Annotated in this window: 17 protein-coding genes, 15 tRNA genes and 1 rRNA gene; 31 read left to right on the forward strand and 2 right to left on the reverse strand. The window is 46.3% G+C overall.

The window, feature by feature from the left end; all coding sequences use genetic code 11:
* The 17 genes from MH144_RS21555 to MH144_RS21635 all read left to right on the forward strand — a co-directional run.
* Positions 1-111: ribosomal RNA gene (locus MH144_RS21555) — 23S ribosomal RNA — on the forward strand; the annotation flags it as partial.
* A gap of 67 nt (positions 112-178) precedes the next feature.
* Positions 179-254: transfer RNA gene (locus tag MH144_RS21560), tRNA-Asn, on the forward strand.
* 3 nt (positions 255-257) lie between these two features.
* Positions 258-349: transfer RNA gene (locus MH144_RS21565), tRNA-Ser, on the forward strand.
* A 6-nt stretch (positions 350-355) separates the two neighbouring features.
* A tRNA-Glu gene (locus MH144_RS21570) sits at positions 356-427 on the forward strand.
* Between the two features lie 69 nt (positions 428-496).
* Positions 497-572 (forward strand) — tRNA-Val (locus MH144_RS21575).
* Positions 573-589: 17 nt separating this feature from the next.
* Positions 590-663 (forward strand) — tRNA-Met (locus tag MH144_RS21580).
* 27 nt (positions 664-690) lie between these two features.
* Positions 691-768: transfer RNA gene (locus MH144_RS21585), tRNA-Asp, on the forward strand.
* A 93-nt stretch (positions 769-861) separates the two neighbouring features.
* Positions 862-937, forward strand: a tRNA-Phe gene (locus MH144_RS21590).
* A gap of 20 nt (positions 938-957) precedes the next feature.
* Positions 958-1,033, forward strand: a tRNA-Thr gene (locus MH144_RS21595).
* A 4-nt stretch (positions 1,034-1,037) separates the two neighbouring features.
* Positions 1,038-1,123 (forward strand) — tRNA-Tyr (locus MH144_RS21600).
* A 6-nt stretch (positions 1,124-1,129) separates the two neighbouring features.
* Positions 1,130-1,203 (forward strand) — tRNA-Trp (locus tag MH144_RS21605).
* Between the two features lie 28 nt (positions 1,204-1,231).
* A tRNA-His gene (locus tag MH144_RS21610) sits at positions 1,232-1,304 on the forward strand.
* A gap of 13 nt (positions 1,305-1,317) precedes the next feature.
* A tRNA-Gln gene (locus MH144_RS21615) sits at positions 1,318-1,392 on the forward strand.
* Positions 1,393-1,396: 4 nt separating this feature from the next.
* Positions 1,397-1,471 (forward strand) — tRNA-Gly (locus MH144_RS21620).
* A gap of 6 nt (positions 1,472-1,477) precedes the next feature.
* Positions 1,478-1,551: transfer RNA gene (locus MH144_RS21625), tRNA-Cys, on the forward strand.
* Positions 1,552-1,585: 34 nt separating this feature from the next.
* A tRNA-Leu gene (locus MH144_RS21630) sits at positions 1,586-1,664 on the forward strand.
* A gap of 242 nt (positions 1,665-1,906) precedes the next feature.
* A complete protein-coding gene (locus MH144_RS21635; protein WP_239304093.1) occupies positions 1,907-2,854 on the forward strand; it encodes a class I SAM-dependent methyltransferase in 948 nt (315 codons plus the stop codon).
* 65 nt (positions 2,855-2,919) lie between these two features.
* Here MH144_RS21635 and MH144_RS31015 read toward each other — a convergent pair whose 3' ends face one another.
* Entirely contained in the window at positions 2,920-5,310 is a 2,391-nt protein-coding gene (locus MH144_RS31015; protein ID WP_239304094.1) for a helix-turn-helix domain-containing protein, read from the reverse strand.
* Positions 5,311-5,798: 488 nt separating this feature from the next.
* On the opposite strand from MH144_RS31015, the gene MH144_RS21645 reads away from it, so the two are divergent.
* The 12 genes from MH144_RS21645 to MH144_RS21700 all read left to right on the forward strand — a co-directional run bounded on the left by MH144_RS21645 (position 5,799) and on the right by MH144_RS21700 (position 16,280).
* Positions 5,799-6,107, forward strand: a complete 309-nt coding sequence (locus tag MH144_RS21645) for a LiaF transmembrane domain-containing protein (protein WP_095292221.1) — start codon at positions 5,799-5,801, stop codon at positions 6,105-6,107.
* 34 nt (positions 6,108-6,141) lie between these two features.
* Positions 6,142-6,813 (forward strand): PspA/IM30 family protein, encoded by a 672-nt coding sequence (locus tag MH144_RS21650; protein ID WP_239304095.1) that lies wholly within the window; start codon positions 6,142-6,144, stop codon positions 6,811-6,813.
* Between the two features lie 4 nt (positions 6,814-6,817).
* Positions 6,818-7,039 (forward strand): PspC domain-containing protein, encoded by a 222-nt coding sequence (locus MH144_RS21655; protein ID WP_239304096.1) that lies wholly within the window; start codon positions 6,818-6,820, stop codon positions 7,037-7,039.
* Between the two features lie 21 nt (positions 7,040-7,060).
* A complete protein-coding gene (locus MH144_RS21660) occupies positions 7,061-7,582 on the forward strand; it encodes a PspC domain-containing protein (protein WP_239304097.1) in 522 nt (173 codons plus the stop codon).
* Between the two features lies 1 nt (position 7,583).
* Positions 7,584-8,291, forward strand: a complete 708-nt coding sequence (locus tag MH144_RS21665) for a PspA/IM30 family protein (RefSeq protein ID WP_095292215.1) — start codon at positions 7,584-7,586, stop codon at positions 8,289-8,291.
* A gap of 149 nt (positions 8,292-8,440) precedes the next feature.
* Positions 8,441-9,088, forward strand: coding sequence for a cell wall-active antibiotics response protein LiaF (gene liaF, locus MH144_RS21670; RefSeq protein ID WP_127538880.1), 648 nt, complete (start codon positions 8,441-8,443; stop codon positions 9,086-9,088).
* Between the two features lie 34 nt (positions 9,089-9,122).
* Positions 9,123-10,238, forward strand: a complete 1,116-nt coding sequence (locus tag MH144_RS21675; RefSeq protein ID WP_127538881.1) for a sensor histidine kinase — start codon at positions 9,123-9,125, stop codon at positions 10,236-10,238.
* Positions 10,180-10,848: a response regulator transcription factor gene (locus MH144_RS21680; RefSeq protein WP_095292211.1), complete on the forward strand. Its 669-nt coding sequence runs from the start codon at positions 10,180-10,182 to the stop codon at positions 10,846-10,848. The genes MH144_RS21675 and MH144_RS21680 overlap by 59 nt, the downstream gene beginning before the upstream one ends.
* A 220-nt stretch (positions 10,849-11,068) precedes the next feature.
* Positions 11,069-11,806, forward strand: coding sequence for a YwmB family TATA-box binding protein (locus MH144_RS21685; protein ID WP_239304098.1), 738 nt, complete (start codon positions 11,069-11,071; stop codon positions 11,804-11,806).
* Positions 11,807-12,054: 248 nt separating this feature from the next.
* Positions 12,055-13,605: a glucose-6-phosphate dehydrogenase gene (gene zwf, locus MH144_RS21690; protein ID WP_239304099.1), complete on the forward strand. Its 1,551-nt coding sequence runs from the start codon at positions 12,055-12,057 to the stop codon at positions 13,603-13,605.
* 351 nt (positions 13,606-13,956) lie between these two features.
* Positions 13,957-14,355 carry a DoxX family protein gene (locus MH144_RS21695; protein ID WP_239304100.1) on the forward strand — a complete coding sequence of 133 codons (399 nt, stop codon included), beginning with the start codon at positions 13,957-13,959 and terminating at the stop codon, positions 14,353-14,355.
* 344 nt (positions 14,356-14,699) lie between these two features.
* A complete protein-coding gene (locus tag MH144_RS21700; protein WP_095292207.1) occupies positions 14,700-16,280 on the forward strand; it encodes a peptide chain release factor 3 in 1,581 nt (526 codons plus the stop codon).
* A gap of 196 nt (positions 16,281-16,476) precedes the next feature.
* Here the strand turns inward: MH144_RS21700 and sspI are convergent, their stop codons facing one another.
* Positions 16,477-16,710 (reverse strand): small acid-soluble spore protein SspI, encoded by a 234-nt coding sequence (gene sspI, locus MH144_RS21705; RefSeq protein ID WP_095292206.1) that lies wholly within the window; start codon positions 16,708-16,710, stop codon positions 16,477-16,479.
* A 167-nt stretch (positions 16,711-16,877) separates the two neighbouring features.
* Between sspI and MH144_RS21710 the strand changes: the two genes are divergently transcribed.
* Both MH144_RS21710 and MH144_RS21715 read left to right on the forward strand, forming a co-directional pair.
* A complete protein-coding gene (locus tag MH144_RS21710) occupies positions 16,878-17,540 on the forward strand; it encodes a potassium channel family protein (RefSeq protein ID WP_127538885.1) in 663 nt (220 codons plus the stop codon).
* Between the two features lie 52 nt (positions 17,541-17,592).
* Complete coding sequence (locus tag MH144_RS21715; protein ID WP_239304101.1) at positions 17,593-18,381, forward strand: TrmH family RNA methyltransferase; 789 nt, start codon at positions 17,593-17,595, stop codon at positions 18,379-18,381.
* Positions 18,382-18,389: the final 8 nt, after the last annotated feature.

Below are 18,389 nucleotides of genomic sequence, written 5' to 3' on the forward strand. Positions count from 1 at the left end.
AGATTTCCCAGTATGTAAGACCCCTTGAAGACGACGAGGTAGATAGGCTGGGGGTGGAAGTGCAGTAATGCATGGAGCTGACCAGTACTAATCGGTCGAGGGCTTATCCAAATTGCAGGTTTTAAGTCGCAAGTTTCGTTTCGGATCTAGTTTTCAGAGAATAATCTCTGAATAATATTCCCTGATAGCTCAGTTGGTAGAGCACTCGACTGTTAATCGAGTTGTCACAGGTTCGAGTCCTGTTCGGGGAGCCATATGGAGAGGTGTCCGAGTTGGCCGAAGGAGCACGATTGGAAATCGTGTAGGCGCCACAAGCGTCTCGAGGGTTCGAATCCCTCTCTCTCCGCCATAGTAAGGCCCGTTGGTCAAGGGGTTAAGACACCTCCCTTTCACGGAGGTAACAGGGGTTCGAATCCCCTACGGGTCATTATTTTCACCTCAAAAAAGAGGTTGATTTTAACAACAGTTTTATGTTAAGATCATAAATGTGTTGTTCGGAGGCTTAGCTCAGCTGGGAGAGCATCTGCCTTACAAGCAGAGGGTCGGGGGTTCGAGCCCCTCAGCCTCCACCATATAACTTTTATAACGACGCGGGGTGGAGCAGCCCGGTAGCTCGTCGGGCTCATAACCCGAAGGCCGCAGGTTCAAATCCTGCCCCCGCAATTATACTTTCTTTACAGAAAGTGATCTGGAACCGTGGTGTAGTTGGCCTAACATGCCTGCCTGTCACGCAGGAGATCGCGGGTTCGAATCCCGTCGGTTCCGCCATTTTTACCCTACATGAGGAATCTGTTCACTAAGTCTGTTATATGGCACCGACGCCCAGGATAAAGTGTAACGTTCATGTTTAGACTTTATTATGGCTCGGTAGCTCAGTCGGTAGAGCAGAGGACTGAAAATCCTCGTGTCGGCGGTTCGATTCCGTCCCGAGCCACCATTATCACTACAATTTAATACGCCGGTGTAGCTCAACTGGTAGAGCAACTGACTTGTAATCAGTAGGTTGGGGGTTCAAGTCCTCTCGCCGGCACCACTATGGAGGATTAGCGAAGTGGCCAAACGCATCAGACTGTAAATCTGCTCCCGTACGGGTTCGGTGGTTCGAATCCATCATCCTCCACCAGTTTTTAGGGGCATAGTTTAAAGGTAGAACAACGGTCTCCAAAACCGTTGGTGTGGGTTCAATTCCTGCTGCCCCTGCCAATTAACTTTTTAAGTAATAACGCATATGGCGATCGTGGCGAAGTGGTTAACGCACCGGTTTGTGGATCCGGCATTCGGGGGTTCAATTCCCCTCGATCGCCCCTTTGTTTTTATTGGGGATTAGCCAAGCGGTAAGGCAACGGACTTTGACTCCGTCATGCATAGGTTCAAATCCTATATCCCCAGCCATTTTGCGGACGTGGCTCAGCGGTAGAGCATCGCCTTGCCAAGGCGAGGGTCGCGGGTTCGATTCCCGTCGTCCGCTCCAAAATATGGCGCCATAGCCAAGTGGTAAGGCACAGCTCTGCAAAAGCTTTATCCCCAGTTCGAATCTGGGTGGCGCCTCCAGTATATTTTTAGTGAATATACTACAACATGATATGCCGGCGTGGCGGAATGGCAGACGCGCTCGACTCAAAATCGAGTGGGAAACCGTGGAGGTTCGAGTCCTCTCGCCGGTATAACGTATAACCCTGTGGATTGCTTAGACAATTCACAGGGTTATTTTTATTACTTTAGTTTTCGCAATGGATGAGTAGTTAACTATATGAGGTTGACGTTTGGGCCGATTAGATATATTGTAGATAAATAAAGTCTATGATGATACTGGCTACACGGTATTGAGATACTTTTGCTGGTTTAAAGAGAGAAGGGCCTTTCTGGTGAACTTTTGATTTTATTACATAGAACGGAGTGAAACGAAATGCTTAAGGAAAAAGTGTCTCAGGAGAACAATTCAGTTAATTATTCAGAACTATTATTTGATCTATCGATCTGGGAAGAGGCGTGGAAGCAGCGGCCAAGGAATTCAAGATACAAGAATAAGAGTGCGCCATTCGAAACGGAAGAAGCATTTGAACGCTGGGCACGAGACTATCACCTTCAATCCTTTACAGAGGAAGGTAAGAAGCGTTCCGAGCGCATCATGAGCTGGATTGAGAACCAGGGCGTAGACTTTAGTGATTTATCCATATTGGACATTGGAGCGGCTTCGGGCATTTTTACAATTCCTTTTGCAGAAAAGGGGGCAACTATCACTGCAGTCGAACCTTCTGAACTGCTTATTTCTTTGATGAAAGAGACAATCCCAAACAGATTAGCGTCTAATATTGAAATTGTTTCTGAACGTTTTGAAGAAATATCGATTCAGGAGAAAGGCTGGGAACAAAAATATGATTTTGCCTTCGCCTCTATGTGCCCAGCAATGTCCGATTGGGAAACAGTTGAACAGGCAATTCAAAGTGCTCGCAAATACGTCTATATCAGTGCCATGGCTGGTCCGAGAGTGCATACGTTAATAGACGAGTTAAAAGAGGTACTTCATGTTAATCCACCTTATCGTTCGGGAGATATGGGTTATATACAGCAGCTGCTATTCTTGAAGGGTTACGCGTATACGTCGTTAATTACAAATGAAGTCAACACTATTGAGATGCCTGTTCAGCAAGTTGTAGATCATTTACAGGAATGGCTAAACACCTATGGATTGCCATCGGACGCAGACTCACTATACAAGGCTGAGCACTATATCCGAGGTGCCTATCCAGACGGGGTGGTTACCTTCCTACGTGGCGGCAGGTTCGGAAAAATACTAATTCAGCTGGACCAGCAAAACATGAAGATTGTTCGTAAGAAAGAAGCTAAGAAATAAAACCATGTTTAATTCAATAAAAAGGGAGCAGATCATCTGCTCCTTTTCGTTTGTCTCATAAACAATTATTTCATGGAAGAGTGAAGAGGCTTTTGTTTACGTTCCCGGTACTGACCGGGAGTGATACCCTCCCATTTTCGAAACGAGCGGATAAAGTTTTGCGGGTTGTTGTAACGAAGCCGAGCAGCAATATCCTTAATGGTCAGCTCGGTTTCATCCAACCACTTTCGGGCCATCTTGAACCGATACTGTGACAAATATTCACTGAAGGCGTAGCCTGTTTCTTTACTGAACACAGTGCTCAAATAGCTTGCATTATAATGGAGCCTACAAGCACACTCTTCGAGTGTCAGATCGGTATCGTATTCCTGATGGATAATAGCAATCATTCTTTCCGAGATCTGCTGATGCTGCGCATATTGCCTTTCTCTGAGGATGCCAATAACCGGCCTAATGATACGGTAAGTAAACCATTGTTCGACATCGGCAGCCGTTTGCAGAGCGAGCAGTTCCTTGATCATTGGTCTGTGTTCAGAAGAGATCTGTGCAAGTCGAATACCGGACTCCTGTATCATCTGTAATATATGCATCAATAATCGGGTTAAACCAACCTGGTACTCTTCCTCGGTCCATTCCATATGATACACACGCTGGAGCAACTGATGTAATAGTACGGAAGCTTCTGCCTCATCTGCAGATAGAATGGATTGCATAAGACGATGTTCGAGGGACTCAGGGTATGGTAGCGTCCACATGGAAGAATAAATGGTCTCTTCCTCATGTTGTTTGACGCTAGGTCCTGGTATGATCTGCTGCTGCAACAGCTTCATGGCTTCAACATATGCCAGGTGTATTTCTGAAATGGAAGTATACGGTTGGCTGAAACGGATATTCATCTGAAGATTCAAAATTTCACTCACTCGATGGTGTAGCAGCTCCGCTATTTCGTAAAGTTCTTTTGAAAACACGGAATTGTCCATTTCTACAGTACCTATTATTGTTACTACAGTCTGTTCCACAATGATCGGAAGGAGCTGTCGATCCTTATTGATGGATTCTTCCACTATATTTTGAACGGCAAATAACAGGAGATCGAGATCGTGATGATCATACTTCGTTTGACTTGCCAAATCGATCTGTAGGGTCAATACGGCTATTTGTTGCCACTGAATAAGATGATCTCTGTAGCCAAGATCGCTCAAGTTTTGGTGCAGAATACCGGGCGAGCAATCGCCTAGAAGCATATTTATCATAAACTGAGTGCGTGCCTGCAAAACGTATTGATTCAATTTATACTCCATCTGGGATCGAGAAGCTGAAAGCTGAGTAATATGGGCCTTGATTTGCTCGAATTCATCTTGAGGTGGTAAAAAGGATTGTTGCAAATTCTGATTCGATAAGACTCTGTCAGTGATTCCTAGCTGTGATAGCAGGTTTCGTATGGGGACATGCAAATGCCTTGAACCTAACCATGCGAATAATAAGGAGAGTAGAAGGAGTATTATCCCGACAGACAAGGTATACAGTGCGACCTCAGCATACTCTTGGGACAGGACATTCTTGGGTGTAATTAAAATATAAGTCCATCCCTTTAACGGTGTCTTAGCGAAGGTTAAAGAATATTCCGTATCAGCAATTCGAATCTCGTGGTATTCCTTTGAAGCAGCAGACGTATTCGGAGAGAGCAATTCGCTCATGTCCATTTTAGATTCAATATCTTCTATGCTCATTGCTGATAAGGGTTGTCCAATATACATAGGATCAGGGTGAACAAGAATTCGCTGTTCCCGGTTCACAATAATCAATTCTGAAGCAGACATATCCATGTCAACGGATTCAGATAGAATAGAATGATGCAATGAGCATGCAGGAAGTCCGCCAATCAAAGCTGAGTCAGTGGGTGCATTCATAAGCGAGATGGATCTGCCGAGCACGATATGATAGTTACATCCGGACGGAGATCCCTGTTCATTATGCTTAAATACAGATGAGGGAATCAGCTGCCAGCCAGAGGTCAGGGTTTTGGTCAATAAATCTCGCATGGGAAGAACCAAAGGGAAGTCCGTGTTGAGATACAACCCTGCATGATCGACCAGCCAATCCTTAGTTTGATTAACCAGCGTAATATCCATTAAGGGCTCCCAGGATCGCATATGTTGAAATTCAGATTGAAGCAGGTTCACTGTTGTTAATGTATCACTTGGAAGTGTAGCCGACAGGGATTGAAGTGTAATAGGAGAGCGGGTCGCCTGATCCAGCATATAGCTGACAGTGTTAAGCTTATTTTCGACGCTCGACTGCATCTGTAAAAGAAGTTGTCTATTCGCCTGCATACGATGCAGTTCCGTCTGTTTCATAGAAAATAGAACTGCCGCTATTCCGGCCAGCAGAATAGGCAAGGTACTGAGCAAAATGCCAAACAAGATCATTTTATGAAGAAAGCTGATGGATCGCACAGCCCCACTCCTAACTCCTGAATTAGGATCGTACTGCTTCTATTTTAGTAAACGCTTACATTATTAACAACATAAATTTGTTTATCTGGATAAAAAAGTATTTAAATGTTGGTTGTGCAGAGCTTTTCATTCAACCGTACATCATTTGGGGGAAACGAAATACTTTTGTAAACGTACATAAGGCTTAAGGGCAGATCATATCAAAGGCGGTTACATGCTCAGATATGGTTAAGACACTCTAGTCGGATAAGGGTATATGAGGTATCCCAATCTCAAGCTCATTATATGTCGACAGAGGTCTGATGTAAGGACAGACGGAGGTCTAACCTCATCCCCGACCTGAGTCTAGGATGAAAAACCGTCCGCGGTCTGTTTTGAAAAGTCCCCGTTTCCCCTAGAATAAAGACATAAGGTTGAACAAGAAACAACAAACACAAATGAGCAAATAAACAAATCAAAATACAAACCGAAAGGGTGGTGAAAAAATTATGAGATGGAATAAGGGAAATGGTTGGGCGATTGTCCTGATTGCGCTGGGAGCTCTCATCCTTTTCGGAAAGTTAACTCCGCTTCTTGGACACCTGATGGGGTATCTGATTCCGATTCTGATGATTGCACTTGGTTACTACGGGGTTAAACGAGGAAATGTAATGCTGGGTTGGATCGTCTTGATTATCGGTATCCTGTCACTGATGGGTAAACTGGCTTGGTTGATCGGACCAATCATCGCCATCGGGTTAATCATCTTCGGTGTCTCGATGCTTAGCAACAATCGCAGTCGTCGTGGCCGCTACTAAATTATCACGATCTTGAAAAGGAGGACAGAACATAATGAGTGTATTTCGTCGAATGCGGGATATTACCGTAGCTACATTAAATGAACATCTGGAGCAAAGTCAGGATCCAGTCAAACTGATTGATCAGTTTCTGGTCTCGACCCGCCAAGACATTGGCGAAGCCGAGAAGCTTCGTCATCAATATGCAAGCCATACAAGACAGATGAAGCAGCAAGCCGACCAGGCAGCAAGTATGGTGCACAAACGTGAAGAGCAGGCTTCAATGGCTCTAAAAGCAGGAGAAGAGCATCTAGCTAAACTGGCCCTGCAGGAGAAAATTCTCCATGAGGAAAAAATGGAACAATACAATGAACTGTATGCCCAGAGCAATGCAGCATTACAGGAACTAGATGAACAGATTGACCAGCTGAAAGTGGAGTATCAGAATGTGTACAGCAAACGTCAATATTACTACGCTCGTATGCAAACCATTCAGTTGCAGCAACGAATGAATCAAAGAGGTCACTACAATAATCAGAATGTACCTCGAATGTTTAATCGCCTGGACGACCAAGTCTCTGATCTTGAATATGAGGCACAGAGTCTGAGAGACATTCGCCGTATGAGCCAGGATGGTTCAGGAACAGCAGGCAGTATGTCCTCCTCAGCCTTGGATAAAGAGCTGGAGCGCTTGAAACAGAAGCTGAACAATGACAGAAAGGAGTAGTCACATGAATAGATTATACCGCTCAACGCGTAATCGAAGGCTGACTGGTTTGATCGGCGGCATCTCTGAGAATCTTGGGTTAAGTTCCATGCTGCTACGTCTTATCTTCTTCATCAGTATTTTCGCTACGGGAGGTACATCATTGTTGATCTACTTCATCGCTGCATTGGTGGTGCCGAAGGAACCCTATCCTGCAGATCCATACGGATACAATTCCAGGATATAAGTAAACGAAAGGAGTAAGCACATGAGCAAATTATACCGCTCAACGCGTGACCGGATGCTAACAGGTTTGATCGGCGGGATATCCGAATCCATTGGAATGGACTCCACGCTGCTGCGGATCATCTTCGTCATCAGTATCTTTGTAACAGGCGGCACAGCGTTGTTAATCTACTTTATCGCAGCCCTGGTAGTACCAAAAGAACCATTCCCGCCTTATGACCCGTACGGTTACGGTCCCGGCCCTGGTCCAGGTCCAGGTCCAGGTCCTGGTCCTGGAAGAGGATACAACAGCTATGACCACGATCCGAACAGAGGTCCTTTCCGGGGGAACAATCAAGGTCACGGTAGCTTCGGTCCCGGCCCAGGATACAATAACAGACCGAATTCGGGTCCACGTTCATACGACAATAACAACTATGGAGCAGGTGCACCGCAAGAAAGTGAACTGGATTCCATGATGAAAGATATTGAGAAAAAAGCATTGAAAAAAGAAGTTGAAGAGCTTCGCCAAAAATTATCTCGTTACGAGAAGGGAGAAAAGTAAAATGGGAGTATTTAAACGGATTAAGGATATGACTAAAGCGTCGGTAAACGATATGTTGGATAAAGTGGAAGACCCGATTGTAATGTTGAACCAGTATTTGCGTGACATGGAGGCCGAAATTCATGAGGCTGAAGTAACAGTAGCCAAACAAATGGCAAATGAGCGTCGCATGAAACAACGACTGGACGAAGCGGAGCGTACATCGGTACAACGCGAGTCCCAAGCTGAAGCTGCTCTGGCTAATGGTCAGGAAGAAGTAGCTCGCAAATTGCTGGAAGAGAAAATCTACTTCGATCAAAAAATTACGGAATATAGTGAACTGCACGCACAATCTGAAGCACAAGCCAAAGACTTGCTGCAACAGCTCCATGACATGAAAGACGAGTTCTACAAAATGCGTAACAAACGCAATGAGCTCGTATCCCGTGCACAAATGGCCAAAGCTAAGAAGCAAATGTCTTCCATCAACAGCTTGCATTCAATCGAAAGTGGTAGTGCATCGCTTGGATTCCATCGCATGGAAGAGAAAATCATGCAGCTGGAAGCAGAAGCAGACGTATCCCGTGCACCTTACCGGAACACACAATCTACGTATACTAATCCTGTAGATGTTGAAAAACAATTCAAGGTAGATCAACAACTGCAAGCCCTGAAAAACAAACTGGGCAACGGATCGAAAAATGAAACTGGCGGTACTTCTAAAGAATAACTGTTCGCTCAGCAGACAATATGATATTCTATAAATCGTGAATAAAGAACGGTTTGTAGAACAAAGGTTAAGCCATACAGGTCATTATCGCCTGGTATGGCTTTTCCAACGAATAGGGAAAATCAACTTGCAGAGGAGGTGCGGCAGAGATGAACAAAAAAGAACAATGGCTTGCATTTGCGATCATCATTATCGGTATAATCATGCTATTGAATCAGCATATTAATCTGCTGACGGCTGCCGCACTGATCCTGTTAACGATTGGAATGGTCCAGGTTCGTAAAGGAGATACGCACAAAGGTCACCGCTATTTGGCGATTGGTGGATGTCTTTTGCTGCTTGGGAACCTAATGATTGTATTTTTAATTGTACTGGCTTCACTAGCCTATTTTTATTCCAAAAACAAAAAGATGCATCTGCATGGCGATGTCATGCGCAAACAGAATTTTTTGGCCCGCTACTACTGGGATCAGGTACCTTGGACGTTACGAAGCATGAGCCTATGGCACGCTATTGGGGAAGTCAATGCAGATCTGTCTCTCTCCATTCCGGAAGAAAAACAGACCATTGTATTGTTGCAAGGGGTTATGGGGAATGTTCGGCTGACACTGCCTGAGGATTACGGAGTAGAGATTGAGGCTTCGGTCATGTTTGGACGAATTAGTCTGAATGGAGAAAAAGACAGTGGCATGATGAACAAGTTGATATGGAGAACTCCTGGTTATGAAACCAGTGAACATAAAGCAAAATTTGTTATTTCTTATATTGTTGGCGACCTAAGCATTCGTAATCCGTAATAAATGAATAAGTGAAGAAAAGGAGGAGACCCGGTTGAAGACAAAACGACATACCGACATGGTAACCCGAAGTATGGGTGAAGGGATCCTCCTTGTTTTCATTGTGCTCGCTGTTATCTTATATGTGTTGTATACATATGGTTATCTTGCTCCGTTTGCTGGATGGAGGCATCTGATTCAGTCTGGCTTAGCACTGGTTTTATTGCTAATAGGCATCGGAGCGGCTTTTGGCTTCTATCAAAGTTATCGGGTTAAGCGCAGGCTTGAATTGCTGCGGGAAACCCTTCTACAATGGGAAAAGGGATCTTTATCGCGCACTGTACCCGATCTGGGGATTGACGATGTAGGCCGTTTAAGCGAACAGCTCGGGCGGATCGGCAAGAAGTGGGAAGATCAGGTGACCTCGCTGCAGCGACTATCGACCAACAATGCACAGCTGGCAGAGCAAGCCAGAATAACGGCAATTGTGGAAGAGCGGCAGCGATTGGCACGAGAGCTGCATGATGCCGTATCCCAGCAGTTGTTTGCCATTTCGATGACTGCCACAGCGGTTGGACGAAAGATGGAAAAGGACTTTGCACGTGCCCAGCGGCAGGTGGCGTTAATTGAGGAAATGGCTTCGGTAGCCCAGTCCGAGATGCGTGCGTTGCTGCTGCATTTGCGGCCGGTGTATCTGGAAGGCAAACATTTGGAACAGGGCCTGAAAGATCTTGTCATGGAATTAAAAACCAAAGTACCCATGGACATTGTGCTTGAGATGGATGAAGATATCCATTTGGTCAAAGGCATTGAGAACCATCTGTTCCGTATTATTCAGGAAGCGATGTCCAATACACTGCGTCATGCCAAGGCAGAAAAAATGGAGATTCGGCTGCAGCGCCGGACCGATGCGATTCGTGTACTTATTCGTGATGATGGTCAGGGGTTCGATCTGGATGACCAGAAGCAGGCTTCCTATGGTCTGGCCAACATGCGAGAACGCGTTACGGAAATCGGCGGAGCCATTCAATTCGTAACGGCACCCGGTAAGGGAACCCGAATTGAGATAACGATACCTTTGATGAGCGATGAAAGTGAGGAAGAACATGTCAATGGAACCGGAAGTAGAAACGGAGACGGAAACGTCGATCAAAGTGTTGCTCGTGGATGACCATGAAATGGTACGGATCGGCCTCGCGGCCGTGCTCGATACGGAGGACGGAATTGAGGTTGTGGGTGAAGCGGGAAGTGGCGAGGAAGGCATTCGACTGGCACAGGAGTATAAGCCGGATGTTGTTCTGATGGATCTAGTCATGGAAGGCATGGACGGAATCGAGGCTACCCGGCAGCTGCTCAAAATGTATCCGGAATGCAAAGTCATCGTACTAACCAGTTACCTGGATGATGAGAAGATGTATCCCGTTATTGAGGCAGGCGCCTTCAGCTATCTGTTAAAGACATCAAGAGCCAATGAAGTGGCAGATGCCATTCGTGCTGCGGCACGCGGACAATCGGTTCTTGAATCACAGGTGGCCTCCAAAATGATGAATCGATTCCGGCAGCCTCAGGCAGCAGCGCCAGCGCATGAAGAGCTTACTGACCGGGAGATGGATGTGCTTCGTTTACTCGCGAAAGGCAAGTCCAATCAGGATATAGCCGATGATCTGATCATCGGTATCAAAACAGTCAAGTTCCATGTAACGAATATCCTGGCCAAACTTGGTGTGGATGACCGGACACAGGCAGCCATCTATGCCTATAAAAATGGTCTAGCAGAGTAAGAAGATTGTAGTGTGAACGACTTTAATCAGCAAAATTCATTGGACAGAAAACGTACTTAACTAATTTGAATAGCATAGATAGGCAAGTTGAAAGGTCTGCTCTACCATGCATATGGTGGAACAGGCCTTTTTTTGTGATGTCCAAAGAAGTTTAGCAAATGGGGAAAGGGGGCATGCTGTTGATAGATTCATAGAATGAAAGAGAGAGCGGAGGATAACCATGTTAAATCGCTGGATGACTGCAGGTATAGTGGCAATGGCACTTATTATTGTTATAAGTATGACGAAGGCATATGCAGGGAGTAGCGAGTCAGAAGGTGCCAAATTGGAACAGTTGATACATACTTCGAACGTGGCTATGGATCAGGTGGAACGCATGATTATCAAATGGCAGGGACAAGGGACAGGGAGTGCAGAGGAACAAGCAGCCCGGTTATCGGAGCAATTAGGACTGCCACAACCCGTTTTGGGCCGCCAGACAGGTCATGATGTATATCGCAGCGAGGTTCAGGCTGAAGGAGAACGTGCAGGAATATTGGTAAATGCCGTCGTGACAGGAGAAAACGGATACTATGTTATTGTACAGTTGGCGGGTAATCGTTCCACTGAATTAAGCGAACTCATTTCTCTGCATGAACAGGTAGATCAGCTGCTTGCAGGTTCTGAGGTGGGAGCGACATGGAACCTAGCAGTCCAAGGCAGAGGAACAACGGATGCATCGGTTAGCAATCAACTAGAAGAGATGGAAGCTAAGCTCTCTGGCCAGCTGGGTATGCATGCAGCTGAGCGTTATACAGATGACAACACAGCAAGCGTATCCTACCGTGTCCCTGAGCTGCCGACTGCGATCCAGAGTGGCTCGGATGTTCTGAACATGCAGATTGCTGTACATCAGGATCAGGATAAGGGAAGCAATCGTATTACGTTAGGTTTTCCGGTCATCACTATAGAATATTGAAATGATATTAGGTGAATTTATAAGCTCGATCATGATTATTTATAGATGAATTTTCAGAGGAATGTTTGGAGAATTAAGGAGCTCCTTTATCAGGAAAATTAGTGCAACCCTTCAGGCAATATGCTAAAATGGCATCACATCCAAGAGGAAACTGCTGGTAATTGTCGGTTGTATGTTGTGCATATATAACACCATTACATAGCTCGGGAAGAGCAGAGAAAGAGTCTTCCCGGAAGGAAGAGGAGCCCATGGTCGAAAAACAAATGCAAGATGAAGTGCAGACGCCAGGCGCAGTATTTTTCATTTTTGGAGCAACGGGTGATTTGGCCCGCCGGAAGCTTTTTCCGGCAATCTATAGTCTTTACCGCGAAGGCAAGCTAGCTGAAGACTTTGCGGTTATTGGTGTAGCCAGACGTCCGAGGACGCCAGAACAATTCCGGGAAGACATCCATGAATCCATTAAGGAGTTCTGCCGCTATCCGGCAGGTGAACCTGATGAGTGGAATGCGTTTGTCGAGCATTTTGAGTATAAATCTCTTGATATTAATAACGTGGATGGCTTCAGAGAGTTACGAGATCAAACAGAAGGTTTGGAAGCGAAGTTCAACACGCCAGGTAACCGGCTGTTCTATCTGGCACTGGCTCCTGAGCTGTTCGGCAGTGTTTCTTATAGTTTACGTGATGGCGGAATGTTGGAGAGCCGAGGCTGGAACCGGCTTGTCATTGAGAAACCATTCGGGTACGATCTGCAATCAGCAGAGCAATTAAATGAGCAGATCCGTGAAGTGTTCCGTGAAGAGGAAATCTATCGGATTGACCATTATCTGGGCAAGGAAATGGTGCAGAATATTGAAGTGATTCGCTTTGGTAATGCATTTTTTGAGCCGCTCTGGAACAACAAACATATTGCGAATGTTCAAATCACGCTTGGTGAGACGGTTGGTGTGGAAGAACGTGGAGGTTACTACGATCATTCCGGTGCCCTGCGAGATATGGGACAGAATCATATGCTTCAAATGCTGACGATGATTGCGATGGAGCCGCCAAGCCGTCTATTTCCCGAGGATATTCGGGATGAGAAGGTGAAGGTGCTGCGTTCCTTGCGACCATTCACATCCGATGAAGAAGTGAGCAACAACGTTGTCCGTGGACAGTATACGGAAGGGGAGTATCGTGGAAAACAGCTTCCAGGATATCGTCAGGAGGACAAAGTTGATCCGGAATCAAATACAGAGACCTATTTTGCTGCGCGTGTATTTGTGGATAATTTCCGCTGGGCAGGTGTACCTTTCTACATTCGGACAGGCAAGCGTCTCCCGGTGAAAACGACCGAGATCGTGGTTGAATTCAAGTCCATGCCGAACAATGTATATCTGGGTAAAAAATATAAACTGGAACCGAATCTGCTTGTCATTCGGGTGAATCCGATGGAAGGCATTTATATTAAAATCAATGCCAAGAAACCGGGCTCGGACTCCGAAATTCAGCCACTCGCAATGGACTTCTGTCAGAGCTGCATGATTGGAATCAACTCGCCAGAAGCGTACGAGCGTCTGCTGCATGATGCAGCAGAAGGAGATTCCACGTACTTCACCCGTTGGGATGAAGTGGCGACCGCATGGTCGTTTGTCGATCGTATTGCTTCCGCATGGGCTGGAAATCATGGAGAACTGCACACGTATCCTGCAGGTACTTGGGGACCGGAAGCGACAGGGAAGCTGCTGGAGCAGGATGGTTTCCACTGGTGGCCGGTGAATGGGCAGGACGAAGACAGTGTTATTTGGCAGGTGAACAACTAATCCAGTAAATCTTGTTTTCAAGAAGCCTTGGATAGGACGTGAGTGCGCGTTCTTCCGGGCTTTTTTTGGCATAGGAGAAAGAAAAGAATAATAAGGAAATAAGTAAATAAAAATAAGTTGTTGACAAAAAGTAAGTGAATAACTTATACTCAACTCAAGAGATAAAGAAATTACGCAAAAAGAAAAACGGATGAAGGAGTTCTAAGGAGTTCTTCGAAACGATAGATTATTCATGAGATGAAATTTGAACCAGGTGAAGGGGTTACGAGGACATTCATGAAGGTACATTTTAGCATAATATCTTTAATCTAAGAATACTATTTTGTAACTATTTGAATGGAGGAAAAGGACATGTTGGATGTGGGAATTTTGTTGATTCGTTTGGTAATCGGTTTGTCGTTTATGGCTCATGGTGCACAGAAACTGTTTGGTTGGTTCGGGGGTTATGGGATCAAGGGTACAGGCGGATGGTTTGAGTCCATGGGGATGAAGCCTGGCGCACTCGTTGCACTGCTGGCAGGTTTGGCGGAATTCGGTGGCGGCTTGCTGCTGGCTCTGGGTCTGCTGACTCCAGTAGGTGGCATTCTGATTGCACTGACCATGGTAATCGCGATTGTGAAAGTTCATGGTGCGAATGGATACTGGTCTACACAAAACGGTTTTGAGTATAATCTCGCGATCCTGGTGATCGGTGTGGCATTGGCTCTGACTGGTGGAGGACAATACGCACTGGATGCATTAATTTTCTAAGAGAGCTGCGAAACGTGAATTAGGAGTACCTGGATGCCATTCTATTGGCTGAAAGGTGCTCTTTTTTTGCGATTGGAAAAGTGAAGAATCCTTTGCAGGTAATCGGTTATTTTCGGTAAAGATTATGGTACAATAGGAGAGTTGGGTAAGAATCAGGTTAACGGTTTGTAAAGCAGCACAGGAATAGGGAGGATGAACTCCGTTGTAAATGTGTAAAATTAAACCTAATGTGCAAAAATCGAAGGAAACAATCAACCGGTATCGCCGGATTGCATAAAAGATTGAGATTAGACCGGCCAGGCCGGTAATTAACGTTGAATGAACGGATGAAAGGGATAGAACCTATGAGCAAAGCAGATAACATTCTTCAACAGGAAGTGGACAAACGCCGGACGTTTGCCATTATCTCTCACCCGGATGCGGGTAAAACCACCTTGACCGAGAAGCTATTGCTGTTCGGGGGCGCGATTCGTCTCGCCGGTACGGTCAAAGCGCGGAAAGCAAGCAAGCACGCTACAAGTGACTGGATGGAAATTGAGAAACAGCGGGGGATCTCGGTTACATCTTCCGTCATGCAGTTTGACTATCTGGGTCATCGTGTAAACATTCTGGATACTCCGGGTCACCAGGACTTCAGTGAAGATACCTATCGTACACTGACGGCTGCAGACAGTGCAGTCATGTTGATTGACGTGGCCAAAGGTGTCGAGGCACAAACCATCAAGCTGTTCCAGGTTTGTGCAAAGCGAGGTATTCCGATCTTCACGTTCATCAACAAGCTGGACCGTGAAGGACAAAGCCCGTTTGATCTGATGGAAGAGCTCGAAAACGTACTGGGTATTCGCTCCGTACCGATGAACTGGCCAATTGGTACAGGACGCGATCTGTGCGGCGTGTATGACCGGATGAAAAATCAGGTGGAATTGTTCCAAGGGGACGATCACTCCACGATTAAAGTGCAAAAAGTGGACGGCTACGAAGATCCAATTATCCGCGAGATGGCGGGAGAATATCTTCATGATCAGTTGTGTCAGGATCTGGAACTTCTGGATGTAGCGGGAGATCAGTTCGACATGGAGAAGGTACAACGTGGAGAGCTCACACCGGTATTCTTCGGCAGTGCCATCAACAACTTTGGTGTGCAGACATTCCTGGAGAACTTCCTGCAGCTCGCTCCTAAGCCTGAGCCGCGTCACAGTACGGCGGGTGAGATCGAGCCGACGAATGAGAAATTTAGCGGATATGTATTCAAAATCCAGGCAAACATGAACCCGGCACACCGCGACCGTATCGCGTTCTTGCGGATTGTATCCGGTAAATTCCAACGGGGGATGAGTGTTAAGCATAACCGTGTGGGGAAAGAGATTAAGCTGTCGCAACCACAGCAATTCCTGGCTCAGGACCGGGATATCGTAGAAGAGGCATATGCTGGCGATATCATCGGATTATTTGACCCGGGTATTTTCCGGATTGGCGATTCGCTTAGTCAGGGAAGTGAGGTTGTATTTGATGAAATGCCAACCTTCTCGCCAGAGATTTTTGCCAAAGTAACCGTCAAAAATGCATTGAAACATAAACAGTACCAAAAGGGAATTGACCAGTTGACGGAAGAAGGAACAATCCAGGTGTTTAACACGGTGAGTTTCGATGAAACACTGCTGGGTGTTGTAGGTCAGCTCCAGTTCGAGGTATTCGAATACCGGATGAAAGGCGAGTACGGGGTAGATGTACAGCTGCAGCGCATGCCTTATCAGTTTGCTCGCTGGATCGTGGACGAGAATCTGGATCCGAGCAAATTCCGGATTAACTCTACCCTGGTGAAGGATAAAAAGGGGAATTACGTTGTCCTGTTTGAGAATGAGTATGCGATGAGAACGGCAATGGACAAAAACCCGACTGCTCAATTCCTTGAGACTGCTCCATAAGTTTAGCTTAATATGAAGCCATTATAATAATGGCTGTAATACAGCAATTGTAAAGATCCCTCCGCCTTCTGGCGGGGGGATCTTTTGCTTCTCACCTTACTTAAATGGCAGGTATGATCCAGCCGGATAAGGGAAAGCTTTCTTTTGCAGGCAGAACAAACGTGATGACGGTTACCGATCCCTTTCAATACCCCAACTAGCGAAGCGGTTGAACGGGGATGGTGTGCAGATGCTCCTGCGCGACTTGAATCAACTCATCCTGCTTCGCAGAATCAGTGTTCTTCCAGATCATTTCGAAAATGGCGCCAAGTCCGGGCAATGCGGCTTCCGGTCCGTCAACAGAACCTTCAATCATCTCGCGGAGCTGATCATCACTCTTGTCATGAACTTTATGAACAATCGCTTCACGCAGGCTTAATGTAATTGGCATCGCAATTCCCTCCTCGTATATTCGGCTGCTCCTATACTGTTCCCTGGGAAGCGTGAGCGCATTCAAGTTTATCTGGCTTTGTGGTATACTACGAAGGATATTTAAGTAAGCATTGACATCTGAAAGGATGAGCAAGAGCTGAAGTGCAGCGGGAGGTTAAGACCCTAATGGCTAAGAAACAGTATGCCGTAATTGGCATGGGGCGGTTCGGATCGAGTGTGGCCAATGCGCTGAGCGGTATGGGATTCGACGTACTGGCAATTGATGCGGACGAGCAGCGGACTCAGGAAATGTCCAATGTGGTGACTCATGCTGTATCGGCAGATTCAACGGATGAAGAAGCGCTGCGAGCGCTGGGCATACGAAATTTCGACGTTGTCGTTGTGGCAATCGGTGAAGATATTCAGGCGAGCATTTTGACGACCCTGATTTTGAAAGATATGGGTGTACCGGTTCTGATCGTCAAGGCACAAAATGAGCTTCATGGTAAAGTGCTGCAAAAGATTGGAGCAGACAAGGTCATTTATCCTGAGCGGGATATGGGGCTGCGTGTAGCTCATCATTTGACCTCTCCGAACATACTGGATTACATCGAGCTGTCTGAAGATTACAGTATATTGGAGATGAGAGCCTCCGAGCAGATGATCGGCAAAAACCTGTTGGAGCTCAATATTCGTGCACGCTTTGGTTGTAACGTCATGGCGATTCGCAGCGGGAATTCCATGAATATCTCTCCGTATGCCGAAGATCGGATTGAAGCTGGGGATGTATTGATCATAGTGGGCCACAAGGACCATTTGACGAAAATGGAGCTTGCCTATCCGAAGTGATCTCTCGGAGTCACCCGGAGTAAATTGAACGGCAGACGGGAAGGATGGAAAGATGGATATAGTATCACCGCAAAATACACGTGTGAAGGAATGGGCACAGCTGCTGGAGAAGAAGCACCGTACCCGTCAGCATAAATATATCATTGAAGGCATTCACCTGGTTCAGGAAGCACTACGTGCACAGGCTGATCTCGAATGCATTGTTTACGATGGTGAGCAAGGAGTGCCTACAGAACTGGCTGGCCTTGAAGGACCGCTTCAACGTATAGAATGGATCAGCGTATCGCCGGCTGTGATTGCTAAATGTACGGATACGATGACACCTCAGCCTGTATTTGCCATTGTTTGGAAAGGTCGTGAGCCGCTGGAAAGCCTGCTCTCTGGAGAGCGTCGGCTTGTTGTGGTGCTGGATGGGGTGCAGGACCCGGGTAATGTAGGGACGATCATTCGCAGTGCTGATGCAGCCGGAGCAGCCGGTGTAGTGCTAGGTGCAGGCTCTGCCGATGTGTATAATCCGAAGACGATTCGTTCAACGATGGGATCATTGTTTCATTTGCCCATTGTGGAAGGGCAGCTCGAATCTATGCTTCCAGAAGCGAAAGCAGCGGGTGTGAAGCTCGTAAGTACTTCTTTGCAGGCAGAGTATTCATGTTATAGCTATGATTTTACTCAATCCGTTTGGCTAGTGATCGGCAATGAGGGCAAGGGGATATCCGAGTCTACCGCAAGGCTTGTGGATGATGCGATAACGATACCGATGCAGGGACAAGCAGAATCGTTGAATGCTGCAATGGCGGCGACGATTTTGATGTTCGAAGCCATGAGACAGCGGATGGTTTAGTTTATAGA

It is taken from the genome of Paenibacillus sp. ACRRY, assembly GCF_022346995.1.
Classification (GTDB): Bacteria; Bacillota; Bacilli; order Paenibacillales; family Paenibacillaceae; genus Paenibacillus.

What these genes read in the sequence shown, in the direction of transcription:
- MH144_RS21635 (WP_239304093.1), top strand. Translation starts at nt 1,907, where the DNA reads ATGCTTAAGGAAAAAGTGTCTCAGGAGAACAATTCAGTTAATTATTCA.
- MH144_RS21645 (WP_095292221.1), top strand. Translation starts at nt 5,799, where the DNA reads ATGAGATGGAATAAGGGAAATGGTTGGGCGATTGTCCTGATTGCGCTG.
- MH144_RS21650 (WP_239304095.1), top strand. Translation starts at nt 6,142, where the DNA reads ATGAGTGTATTTCGTCGAATGCGGGATATTACCGTAGCTACATTAAAT.
- MH144_RS21655 (WP_239304096.1), top strand. Translation starts at nt 6,818, where the DNA reads ATGAATAGATTATACCGCTCAACGCGTAATCGAAGGCTGACTGGTTTG.
- MH144_RS21660 (WP_239304097.1), top strand. Translation starts at nt 7,061, where the DNA reads ATGAGCAAATTATACCGCTCAACGCGTGACCGGATGCTAACAGGTTTG.
- MH144_RS21665 (WP_095292215.1), top strand. Translation starts at nt 7,584, where the DNA reads ATGGGAGTATTTAAACGGATTAAGGATATGACTAAAGCGTCGGTAAAC.
- liaF (WP_127538880.1), top strand. Translation starts at nt 8,441, where the DNA reads ATGAACAAAAAAGAACAATGGCTTGCATTTGCGATCATCATTATCGGT.
- MH144_RS21680 (WP_095292211.1), top strand. Translation starts at nt 10,180, where the DNA reads ATGGAACCGGAAGTAGAAACGGAGACGGAAACGTCGATCAAAGTGTTG.
- MH144_RS21685 (WP_239304098.1), top strand. Translation starts at nt 11,069, where the DNA reads ATGTTAAATCGCTGGATGACTGCAGGTATAGTGGCAATGGCACTTATT.
- zwf (WP_239304099.1), top strand. Translation starts at nt 12,055, where the DNA reads ATGGTCGAAAAACAAATGCAAGATGAAGTGCAGACGCCAGGCGCAGTA.
- MH144_RS21695 (WP_239304100.1), top strand. Translation starts at nt 13,957, where the DNA reads ATGTTGGATGTGGGAATTTTGTTGATTCGTTTGGTAATCGGTTTGTCG.
- MH144_RS21700 (WP_095292207.1), top strand. Translation starts at nt 14,700, where the DNA reads ATGAGCAAAGCAGATAACATTCTTCAACAGGAAGTGGACAAACGCCGG.
- sspI (WP_095292206.1), bottom strand. Translation starts at nt 16,710, where the DNA reads ATGCCAATTACATTAAGCCTGCGTGAAGCGATTGTTCATAAAGTTCAT.
- MH144_RS21710 (WP_127538885.1), top strand. Translation starts at nt 16,878, where the DNA reads ATGGCTAAGAAACAGTATGCCGTAATTGGCATGGGGCGGTTCGGATCG.
- MH144_RS21715 (WP_239304101.1), top strand. Translation starts at nt 17,593, where the DNA reads ATGGATATAGTATCACCGCAAAATACACGTGTGAAGGAATGGGCACAG.